The sequence below is a fragment of the Microcystis sp. LSC13-02 genome (assembly GCA_002282935.1).
Classification (GTDB): domain Bacteria; phylum Cyanobacteriota; class Cyanobacteriia; order Cyanobacteriales; family Microcystaceae; genus Microcystis.
This window is the reverse complement of sequence record MTBT01000230.1, coordinates 1-10,397: the sequence shown is the minus strand read 5'-3', so window position 1 is coordinate 10,397 and position 10,397 is coordinate 1. Positions and strand designations below refer to the sequence as shown.

Sequence of the window (10,397 nt, the reverse complement as noted above, 5' to 3'; positions counted from 1 at the left end):
TTTCAGCTAATTTGGTGTATTAGAAATATGCTATAAATTCTATAATCTAAGACTTTAAGCCGAAATCTATTGCCCTATTTTAGCTGAAACAATCCACTACACGCTACACTACACGCTACACTCAAGATTAAGAAGGAAACCGAGCAAAAAGTAATGAGAGGGTTGTTTTAAGTTTGTATTTGTGCTACTTTGAAAATATGAAAGCAACGATCCGAAACGTTAAAATTAGCGAGATTCCCACAGCGATCGAGCAGTTAGGCTTGTCCGCTCATGCGTGTGTCGATTTCACAATCGAGAATCATGAGATGACGGGGAACGAACAGGACGAAACCACCCAAGCCTTGATGGAAGTGGTGAATGAAATTCGTGCTTATGCCAAGAGTCAGGGATTGACTGATGAGAAGTTGGAAGAGCTTTTAGTAGATGAATCGTGAACCCATAGTTATCGATACGAACGTCTTTATCAGCTTCGCCTTAACCAGTACGACAACACCAGCTTTGGCTGTAGAATACGCGATTAATAACTTTATTATTCTGCAAAGTCCCGCAACCATAGGCGAGTTGGTCACAAAACTTCTTCTCCCAAAGTTCGAGAGGTACATTACACTGGAGCAGCGCCGACAACTGCTAGTAAGAATTTTGGAAATTTCGCTGCTGATTAGACCTACTCACCACACTGAAATTTGCCGAGATCGAGACGATAATAAATTCCTAAATCTGGCAACCAGTGGGGAAGCACGCTATCTCATTACTGGTGACAATGATTTGCTTATACTGCAACGCTATGGGAAAACAGAGATCGTTACAGCAAGGGAATTTTTAAAAATTGTTCGGCGGTGAAGTACAAAAAATCCAGTTTGAGTGAGATGTTCGAAAGAACAACATCGATATTGAAAAACACGGGATAGACTTTAATTTTGCCAAGACAAGTGACTTAAGCAGTAGGTTGGGTTGAGCAATAATAACTTTTGTCTGTCAAATATTAGTGACGCTTGAGCGAAACCCAACCACACCAATGTCGTCAATAATGTTGGGTTTCTAACTGGGATTGGTGCGTTAGCGTTAGCGTAACGTACCCTACAGGCTAACTTTTATCTCATCGGTAAAGATTGCAATCCCAAACAAAGTCCTTGACAGACTCTTGCTAGGAAATTTAAGTCTAAAGTAGCGATTGTATCCTGAGAACTATGATAGTAGGGATTACGCATATTAGCCGTATCTGTCACCATAATTGCCGAATAACCGCGACTCCAAAAAGGAGAATGATCGCTGCGTCGAGTATCGGGGACGATATAACCTGCAAAAATTACCGGCAACCATTCGCAGGGAGTCTGATTTTCTCTCATGACTCGACTGAGAAACTTTAAATCCTCGCGGGTTTTGAGATTGCCAATCAAAGCGATAAAATCCCCGGTGTTGGGGTAAAAATATTCTAGAAAAGCTGGATATTTTTGAGAATGGGGATTTTTATCACAGTAACCAAGCATTTCTAAGGATAACATTAACCTTAAATCCTGCTTAGTTTGTTTTAATTTTTCTGCGTAGGCAATGCTCCCCAGTAATCCGTATTCTTCTAGATCAAAGGCAATTAAACGAATTGGATAATTAGCCTGATTCTCCCCAAAAAACCGCGCTAATTCTAATAATACCGCTAATCCCGTGGCGTTATCGTCGGCCCCTGGCGACCCCGGCACCGTGTCATAATGAGCGCCAATTAAAATCGGGGGTTTTTGACTATTATTAGGCAAATCCAAGATTAAATTTTCGTAAACTTTTCCCTGAAAAGGGAAAAAATGTGATTCAACCTTTCCCCAATTGCCTAACTCTTGCCGCAGGTATTCTCGCACATAAAAATGTCCTTGACTAGAGAAAAAAGGGTTTCTTTCTCGGACAATTTGTTCTAGGTGTTGGCTTAAGCGATCGCTAAGAAGATCAAACATTGATGGCAGCAGATAATTTAATCAAAAGAGCCAATGGATAGAGAAACTGAGGGAAAAATCGGGGAGAATAATAATTGTTAATTATCAGGTATTCTGTGGGGCTAAAATCATGACAAATCTCCAGTGGACTAGCTATGAGTGTATCGTTGTCGGGGCAGGATTAGCAGGATTAGTCGCTGCGCGTAATCTCCAGAGGCGAGGTCATCAAGTTCTGGTGATCGAAGCGCAAAATCGTTACGGTGGTAGAATGTCTGGTCAATATCTCCCCTCCGGACAGTGGATCGATCGAGGTGGTCAGTGGGTGGGCCCAACCCAAGAGCGTTTTTTGGCCCTCCTCGAGGAGTATAAAATACGTCGTTTTCCCTCTCCCAATCAGGGAAAAACCGTCCTAGTGTTCAACAACAAACGCTATGAATTCAACGGTTTTTTTCAGGGTTTCCACGAGGGAGAAGTACCCGATATCGGCGCGGCAGAATGGCAAGATGCGATGTCAGCATGGGTGCGTTTTCAAGAACTAGCCAAAACCCTACCTTCAGGTTATCCCCAAAGCAACGATCACACCAAAAAACTAGACAGTAAAACTTTTGCCCAGTGGATTGAAGAAAACACAAGCACAGATTTTGGTCAATGGTATTTTGCTTATATGGCGCGTGCAGTGGGGTTTCTCGGGCCGGCCGAACCCCACCAAGTCTCACTGCTGCACGTTCTTTGGGGACAAAATTGCGCCGCTCAAGCCGAACATCCAGAAGCCGAACTGATCCATGGCGGAGCGGGACAAATTCCCGACAAGATCGCGGCGGAGTTAGGAGAGCGAATTCGACTGGGGGAACCGGTTTTTCGCCTTAATTATGACTCGGCCGGCGTGACCATAGAAACCAGCCAGAACACTTTTACCGCCAAATTTGCCATCATTGCCATGCCGCCCCATCTTGCCGGCCGCATTATTTATGATCCACCGATGCCACCCCAGCGAGAACAACTAACCCAACGAGTACCGATGGGATGCTGCGCTAAAGTCCTGATTTCCTATGACCGACCTTTCTGGCGAAAACAGGGACTAGCCGGACTTGCCCAAGGCAATTGTCAATGGTTGGAACTCTGTGCTGATAGTTCCGATCCCGAAACTGGCGTGGGGGTAATCGCCACCTTCCTAGTTGGCGATCGCTATAGTCGTTGGCGCTCGATGAGTGGCCCGGCGCGCCGTGCCGCCGTCCTCTCGGATTTAGCTATTTATTTCGGTCAAGAGGCCCTTTTCCCGATCAGTTACGATGAGGTGGATTGGCCCGGGGATCCCTGGACTGGTGGAGCCTATGCCGCCTTTATGCCCCCCGGAGTCTGGACAAGTTTCGGCGAGGCTCTTTTTACTCCCGTCGGACCGATTCACTGGGCCGGAACAGAAATGGCCGATCGCTGGCCGGGATTTTTTGAGGGAGCGATCCGCACCGGTGAGGCAGCGGCCGATCGAATCGCCTTGCTTTTACAGGAAAAATGAGCATCTACAGGGCTACGCCACCTTTTAGGTCAAAAAAAACCTGATAGTCAAGTTTCGCAGGCTAATGGGGTAAAAAACTCTTAAATCATCACTATTTCGCCTTGGTAATGTTCGACGAAATGCTGCACACGATGACGATATTCTTTAATTGTCCGATCGACCCATTCGCGCTGCTCACTGTTAGCGTAGATATGCACTAAAGGTTCTCCAGCATCGGGTAAAATCAATACCCAGTCATCATTAAGGGGATTAATCACCTTCACCCCATCGATCAACTCTAGATTATCGGTAGCGTGAGTTTCCACCAGATAGCGCATCAGAGAACCCTTTACTTTCCAAGGACAGCGCACCGCCGTACTTTTATTATAAATGCGCGGTAACTCGGCCCGCACCTGAGCTAGAGAACGTTCCTGAATGGTTAACATCTCCAAAAGTTTCGCCACGCTGAACATGGCATCGAAACCGGGATGTAATTGCGGAAAAATAAAGCCAGTTTGCCCAGAGCCTCCTAAAACCACATTAGGATTGGTTTGACATCCTTCCATTAAAGCGCTAGGACTGGCTTTTGTCCGCACCACCCGGCCATCGTGACGACGTGCGATCTGTTCCACGGCACTAGAAGCATGAACCGGCACTACCACTGTACCGCGAGGATGGGCGGTCAGAATTGTATTCACCATTAGAGCAGTTAATTGTTCCCCGCGAATCGATAAACCACTCTCATCGACGAGGACTAATTGTTCCCCGTTGGCCGAAACTTGTACGCCTAAGTTCGCTTTCAGGGCCTCCACCACATGGCCCAATTGATGGATCAGTAACTCTCTTTCCTGCATGGAAAGGGCATTCTGACGTAAACTGGCATTGAGAACCACGGCATCACAGCCAAATTTGGCCAGTAATTCTGGTAAAATTGCTCCCGATACTCCGTAGGCGTAATCGATGACGATTTTGGAACCACTATTGCGAATAGCCTCCACATTTAGCTGAGTTTCAAAGGTTTTGCGGTAATTATCGAGAATATCAGCCGGATAGGACATACTGCCGATTTCCTGCATTCCCACCCGTCGCAGATCTTCTTTGAAATAGGCCCCTTCGATTTTCTTTTCCCTCGCTTTGGAAACATTAATCCCTTTTTCGTCTAAAAACTCGATTAAGAGAAAATCCGGGCGATCGGGATGAATGCGAACGTGAATTCCACCGACTACGTTTAATTTAGCCACTAAAGTCCGCGAAATCGGTAAAGCATTCGCTTGTAGGTTTTGGATATTAACCCCCACGGACATTAAACCGGCAATCAGCGATCGACTGACCATGCGCGAGACACTACGTTGATCCCGGGAGACGATTACCGTTGACCCCGGTTTGAGGATGGAACCGTAGGCTGCCCCCAGTTTAACGGCGAATTCGGGCGTGATATCGATGTTAGCCAGGCCCGATACTCCTCGTTGACCAAAGAGGTTTTTATGGGCAGTATTTCCCCAAATCAGGTTAATATTGAGGATGGCTCCCGATTCGATCTGTTTACTCGGCCAGACTCTGACCCCAGAATTGATCTGCGCTTCTTCCCCCACGATCGATAATTGTCCGATCACCGCACCTTCGTGTACCTGGGCCCGTCGATCGATTCTGGTTCCCCTAGCGATCGTACAAGCGACTAAATTGACCTCATCCCCGATCACCACACCATTCCAGAGGATGGGACGTTTCAGATCGGAACCAGCACCGATGGTGACATTATCGCCGATAACCGAACCCCTCTCGATCAGAACATTTGCACCAACGCGGCAATGATTGCCGATCATGGCCGGGGCCTCAATGTGGGCGCTAGGATCGATATAGGTATTAGTACCGACCCACACCCCGGGGGATTTTTCTCGATAGGGAAATTCTAGGTTAACTTTGCCGGATAAAGCGTCGTATTGCGCTTCTCGGTAGGCCTCCAGATGACCGACATCGCACCAATAACCATCGGCCACATAACCATACATAGGTTCGCCCCTTTGCAGCAGCAGCGGAAACAAATCTTTAGAAAAGTCGGCTTCTTCTTTGTAGGGGAGATAATCGAGGACTTCTGGTTCGAGAATATAGGTTCCGGTGTTGACGGTATCGGAAAAAATCTCGCTGGTGGATGGTTTTTCGATAAAACGGCGAATTCTGCCTTCTTTGTCGGTAATCACTACCCCAAATTCGATCGGATTGGGAACCCGCGTCAGGACAAGGGTTGCTTTCGAGTTTTTACTTTTGTGGAATGCGATCGCTTTTTGCAGGTCAAAATCGGTGATACTATCGCCACTAATCACCAGAAAGGTATCATCTAACCATTCGGCAATATTTTTCACACATCCTGCGGTGCCTAGAGGTTGATCCTCCTCCACAGCGTAGGTAATTTTTACCCCAAAGTCGCTGCCGTCTTGAAAGTAGTCGCGCATGACATCGGGGAGATAGTGCAGGGTGGTGATAATTTCGGTAATGTCATGCTTTCGTAGTAAATTGATAATATGTTCGGCGATCGGACGGTTGAGAATCGGGACCATCGGTTTGGGAAGATCACAAGTAAGCGGACGTAATCTTGTCCCTGAACCACCTGCCATTAGTACCGCTCGCATAATTTCCTCCCAAGGCTATCTTTTCGCCGTTTTTAAATATTTTTTTCAAATTCTGGCTTTAGTTTCCCGACATCGATCGAGCTAGTCCCTAACCGGCATTCTAACACCGTCCCCCCGATTGAGGACAATATTTTCTTTTCCCAAGTCGGCAAAACCAAAGCTTAAAATAGGAGATGTGAATTGTCTAAATCTAAGGATGAGATGGCATGAGACTGGTTATTTTTATCTTAATAATTGTTTATGGTGCCGGTGGTTGGAAATTCTGGAATGGATACAGAAGCACTAATTTTAGTTCCCGTTTACCCAATCGTCTAGCTCTAACACTGTTCTGGCCGCTGCTGTTGGCTGTTAATCCCGCCTACCGCAAGAATTTTCAAAAAGCCCTCAAGGGCAAATAAAATTAATATACTGCCAAGGTCACGACCATAAAACAGAAACTAGGTGGGTATCGAGGCGTTTTCTGCTGGATTAGTCGAGATTACCCCCCCCAAAAAAACCCCTAAATAATCCACGGCAATCAACAGTTTAGCCGTGGATGGCTTATCATGGTTAGGGAAAAAATTGGGGTCGTAGCTCAGTTGGATAGAGCGAGTGCCTCCTAAGCGCTAGGCCGCCGGTTCGATCCCGGCCGATCCCGCCTTTTTCAGTGATCAGTGATCAGTGAAAAGATACTGGGAAACTGCTATTTAGGGTTTGCTGAATAAATCTAAAAACATTGTTCGATAAGACTTTTAGACCTTTTTGAAATCTAAAAGTACCGGCCATTGGAGTGAGCGGGGGGAAAATTCAGGTACTTTTTCCCTGAAAATTATGTAGTTGACCACCTGAAAATCGGTAAAACCCTACACCCCACACCCCACACCCCACACCCTACCCCCAAGAAAAACTTTTTGCCGCAAACCCTATTTAATACTGCTCACTTAAAACTCAAAACTTAAAACTGATAACTGATCACTGATAACTGATCACTGATAACTGATATTTATCTTCTCATTCTGCCCTTAATTTGATACCAAAGCCTTCTTAAACGTAGATCGAGAGAAAAACCTCGACGGGTGGGAATAACAATCGTGCCACCGATGCGATCGTGGAAAGCTTGGTTAAATTGCTCATCACCGATCGCCATACCACAATCGGCGAAAAGGGGCGAAGATAGTAAAATCAAACTTAAAGGATTGCCAAAAAAAGTATTTAACCCTAACATCATTAAAGCTGCCCCCCCACCAGCGATCGCCTCTCGTTTGCTTAACTCCAAAATTCCGGGTAAACGCTGAAGTCGTAGATCGATGATCTTCATATCCAAGGCCCAACGGCCTAAACTCTGACCCTGATTCTGCGCTACCAATAACACCCGCAAACACCACCAAATCAGGAGAAAAAGGAAGAGTTGCAGTACAGGCGCACTATTAGCAAAGGAGCTTAAAAACCAGATCGAGGCAAAGTCGATCAGGAAAGCATAGGCGCGACGATCTAAGGGAATTTTCGGAAATTTTTGCGGTAGATTATCTTCAGGCGGGATCGGGTAAACCATAAAGTAAATTCTCGGAAAAATCCTGCGGTTTATCTTCTACTTTAATCGGGAAATTGGCAATTCTAGGATAGTTGTCTCTTGTCTTTTTTCTCCTCCTGTCTCGGAGTCTTCTGTCTCGGGGTCTCCTCACCTAACGGAAGATTTTTGATTTTTAAATCTAAAAACCTTGTTGGGTAAGACTTTTAGACTTTTTGTCAATCAAAAAGTACCAGGCATGGGAGTGATCAGGGGGAAAATTCAGGTGGTAAAACCCTACACCCCAACCCCCAACCCCCAACCCCCAACCCCCAACCCCCAACCCCCACCGAAAAACTTTTTCAGCAGACCCTAATTATTAATCGACTCGGAGATCTAAGCTACCATTGAGCAAAGGTAGCCCAGAATACAGGGATAATCATGGAGCAAGATTCATTAACAACGGAGGTTATTCTGACCCATCCGCGGCAAAGTTTGGGAGAGATACAGTTGGATTGGATGCCACAACCGGGTAATTATTTGGCCTTAAAAGGACAAACCTATGCGGTTTTGGAACGTCACCACCAGTATCAATACAAGATTGGTGGCTATTGTTTACGCAAAATATCCCTTTATGTACAAACTGCTCCCACTCCTAACGAAAAAAGTTTGATTGAAGGACGTTGGGTGATGGGGGATGCTAGTTGTCGTTTTAACGCTAGATCCGAACTGTTGCGCTGTGCGATTAACCCCCCAGGTCCCTGTCAAGATTGTCGTTTTTACGAAGCTATTAACCCTTAAAAGAGCCTTTTTCGGCAACAATCCGGCTATTTTACCCTAGCTAACCGCTATATTGATCAATTGCTCATGAATCATCCTTACTCTTGGATCGAGGATAGCTTAAAAACCCTCCATCGGGCCAATTGGTATCGAAGGGTTAAAACCATTCAGGGCCGGGGCGGAGCCGTTATAGAATTAGAGGGTCGATCGCTGCTCAATTTTGCCAGCAATGATTATCTGGGATTAGCAGCCGATGAAAGAATGATCGCGGCAGCCATAGCAGCGACACAACGCTATGGAACTGGAAGCACCGGCTCGCGTCTATTAAGTGGACACCGAGATATTCATCGAGACTTAGAAGTAGCGATCGCATCCTTTAAAAATAGCGAAGATGCGATCATTTTTAGTTCGGGATATTTAGCCAATTTGGGGACAATTACCTGTTTAGTGGGGCAGAAAGACCTGATTTTAGCCGATCAATACAATCACTCTAGCCTCAAAAATGGAGCCAAGTTAAGCGGCGCTACGGTGAAAGAATACCGGCACAATAGTATCGAAGATTTAGAAAATCAGTTATTAACCCACCGTCATCACTATCGTCATTGTTTACTGCTCACCGATACAGTGTTTAGTATGGATGGGGATATCTGTCCCCTAGCGGGAATTCTCGCTCTAGCCGAGATGTATAATTGTATGGTTTTGGTGGATGAGGCCCACGCTACCGGGGTTATGGGGGAAAATGGGACAGGTTGCGTGGAATATTGTGGTTGTCAGGGACGGGAATTAATTCAGATGGGAACCCTGAGTAAAGCTTTGGGCAGTTTAGGGGGATATGTGACAGGAAGTGCCAAAATTATCGATTTTATCCGCAATCGCGCCGCCACCTGGATTTATACTACCGGTTTATCCCCCGCCGACACCGCCGCCGCTAGAATGGCTTTAGAGATTATTCGTCTGGAACCGGAACGTCGCCAACGCTTACACCAAAATATTAATTTTGTCAAGAGTAAATTAAATAATTTTAATATATTGCCTTCGGAAGCGGCGATTTTATGTTTACCGGTAGCCAATCCGGGTCAAGCCCTAGAATTATCGCAAAAACTGCTAGAAAAAGGGATTTTTGCCCCCGCCATTCGTCCTCCTACCGTTCCCACCAGTCGTCTGCGCTTTACTGCCATGGCCACCCATAGCCTCGCCCATCTAGAGATTCTTGTCCAGTCTATTGGCGAATCTTTCCCCACATAGGGAAAAAGTTTTTCGTGGGAGCAGGGTGTGGGGAAGTGGGGAAGTGGAGAACGCCTCAATTAGACTGCGCCAAGCTAAAAGTTGTATCATGATAGTCATAAATCTCACTATAATCTTAAGTTAAGATGGGACTGCAAATCTCAATTTCTGACTCCATTGTGCAAGCTCTTCGCCTACCTGAACAGCGGATTGAGCAAGAATTGCGTAGGGAATTAGCCATCGCTCTTTATACACAAGAGATACTCTCCTTTGGTAAGGCGCGGGAACTGGTTGAGATGGATAAATACGAATTCGGGCAATTGCTTTCCCATCGTGGAGTAGTAAGGCATTACGGTTTTGCCGAATTAGATGATGATTTAAGCTATGCCCGTAGTCAGTAACACCTCACCAATTCTCAACTTGGCGATCGTGGATCAGCTTGAACTCCTACGTCGGCAATTCAGCAAAATTCTGATTCCCAATGCGGTCTTGGAGGAATTGAAAGTTAATGAAGAACGACCTGGCTCCCAAGCAATTCGCGAAGCAATCTCATCTGGCTGGATTCAAGTACAAGAGGCAAGTAACGAACCGCTTGCTCAACTTCTAAAGCAAACATTAGATCGAGGGGAGGCTGAGGCGATCTCCCTTGCCATTGAGCTTGAGGCAGATTGGACGCTTCTGGATGAGCGTGAAGGGAGGAAAGTTGCCAAATCTTTAGGATTGAACGTAACGGGGATTTTGGGAATTTTGCTTCGGGCTAAACAGCTAGGTGAAATCGAATCATCGAAAATTTTGGGTGGGAAACCCCGCCGTTCTAGGTTGGCTTTACGTTAGAATTAAAAAGACCGTCTCGAAAACCAAGTGGGCGG

At 46.0% G+C, this 10,397-nt stretch carries 11 protein-coding genes and 1 tRNA gene; 9 read left to right on the top strand and 3 right to left on the bottom strand.

Annotated features, from left to right (window positions below; genetic code table 11):
• Positions 1-197 precede the first annotated feature (197 nt).
• Both BGL89_RS14410 and BGL89_RS14405 read left to right on the top strand, forming a co-directional pair.
• A complete protein-coding gene (locus tag BGL89_RS14410; RefSeq protein ID WP_002763414.1) occupies positions 198-434 on the top strand; it encodes a hypothetical protein in 237 nt (78 codons plus the stop codon).
• Complete coding sequence (locus BGL89_RS14405) at positions 424-840, top strand: putative toxin-antitoxin system toxin component, PIN family (protein WP_286826282.1); 417 nt, start codon at positions 424-426, stop codon at positions 838-840. The genes BGL89_RS14410 and BGL89_RS14405 overlap by 11 nt, the downstream gene beginning before the upstream one ends.
• Positions 841-1,091: 251 nt before the next feature.
• On the opposite strand, the gene BGL89_RS14400 is transcribed toward BGL89_RS14405, so the two are convergent.
• On the bottom strand, positions 1,092-1,940 hold the full coding sequence (locus BGL89_RS14400) for a M28 family metallopeptidase (protein ID WP_286826281.1): 849 nt from the start codon (positions 1,938-1,940) through the stop codon (positions 1,092-1,094).
• 109 nt (positions 1,941-2,049) lie between these two features.
• Between BGL89_RS14400 and BGL89_RS14395 the strand changes: the two genes are divergently transcribed.
• Positions 2,050-3,432: a flavin monoamine oxidase family protein gene (locus BGL89_RS14395; RefSeq protein ID WP_286826280.1), complete on the top strand. Its 1,383-nt coding sequence runs from the start codon at positions 2,050-2,052 to the stop codon at positions 3,430-3,432.
• Positions 3,433-3,512: 80 nt separating this feature from the next.
• Here the strand turns inward: BGL89_RS14395 and BGL89_RS14390 are convergent, their stop codons facing one another.
• Positions 3,513-6,038: a mannose-1-phosphate guanyltransferase gene (locus BGL89_RS14390; protein ID WP_286826279.1), complete on the bottom strand. Its 2,526-nt coding sequence runs from the start codon at positions 6,036-6,038 to the stop codon at positions 3,513-3,515.
• Between the two features lie 206 nt (positions 6,039-6,244).
• Between BGL89_RS14390 and BGL89_RS14385 the strand changes: the two genes are divergently transcribed.
• Together BGL89_RS14385 and BGL89_RS14380 are read left to right on the top strand one after the other, a co-directional pair.
• Complete coding sequence (locus BGL89_RS14385) at positions 6,245-6,436, top strand: hypothetical protein (RefSeq protein WP_024970116.1); 192 nt, start codon at positions 6,245-6,247, stop codon at positions 6,434-6,436.
• A 165-nt stretch (positions 6,437-6,601) separates the two neighbouring features.
• Positions 6,602-6,675, top strand: a tRNA-Arg gene (locus BGL89_RS14380).
• Between the two features lie 345 nt (positions 6,676-7,020).
• Here BGL89_RS14380 and BGL89_RS14375 read toward each other — a convergent pair.
• Complete coding sequence (locus tag BGL89_RS14375) at positions 7,021-7,569, bottom strand: RDD family protein (protein ID WP_286826278.1); 549 nt, start codon at positions 7,567-7,569, stop codon at positions 7,021-7,023.
• A 396-nt stretch (positions 7,570-7,965) separates the two neighbouring features.
• On the opposite strand from BGL89_RS14375, the gene BGL89_RS14370 reads away from it, so the two are divergent.
• The 4 genes from BGL89_RS14370 to BGL89_RS14355 all read left to right on the top strand — a co-directional run bounded on the left by BGL89_RS14370 (position 7,966) and on the right by BGL89_RS14355 (position 10,362).
• Positions 7,966-8,325, top strand: coding sequence for a DUF6464 family protein (locus BGL89_RS14370; RefSeq protein WP_012266749.1), 360 nt, complete (start codon positions 7,966-7,968; stop codon positions 8,323-8,325).
• Positions 8,326-8,391: 66 nt separating this feature from the next.
• Positions 8,392-9,549 (top strand): 8-amino-7-oxononanoate synthase, encoded by a 1,158-nt coding sequence (gene bioF, locus BGL89_RS14365; protein WP_286826277.1) that lies wholly within the window; start codon positions 8,392-8,394, stop codon positions 9,547-9,549.
• 125 nt (positions 9,550-9,674) lie between these two features.
• Positions 9,675-9,929: a UPF0175 family protein gene (locus tag BGL89_RS14360; protein ID WP_286826276.1), complete on the top strand. Its 255-nt coding sequence runs from the start codon at positions 9,675-9,677 to the stop codon at positions 9,927-9,929.
• On the top strand, positions 9,913-10,362 hold the full coding sequence (locus BGL89_RS14355; protein ID WP_286826275.1) for a PIN domain-containing protein: 450 nt from the start codon (positions 9,913-9,915) through the stop codon (positions 10,360-10,362). Before BGL89_RS14360 ends, BGL89_RS14355 begins: the two co-directional genes overlap by 17 nt.
• Positions 10,363-10,397 lie beyond the last annotated feature (35 nt).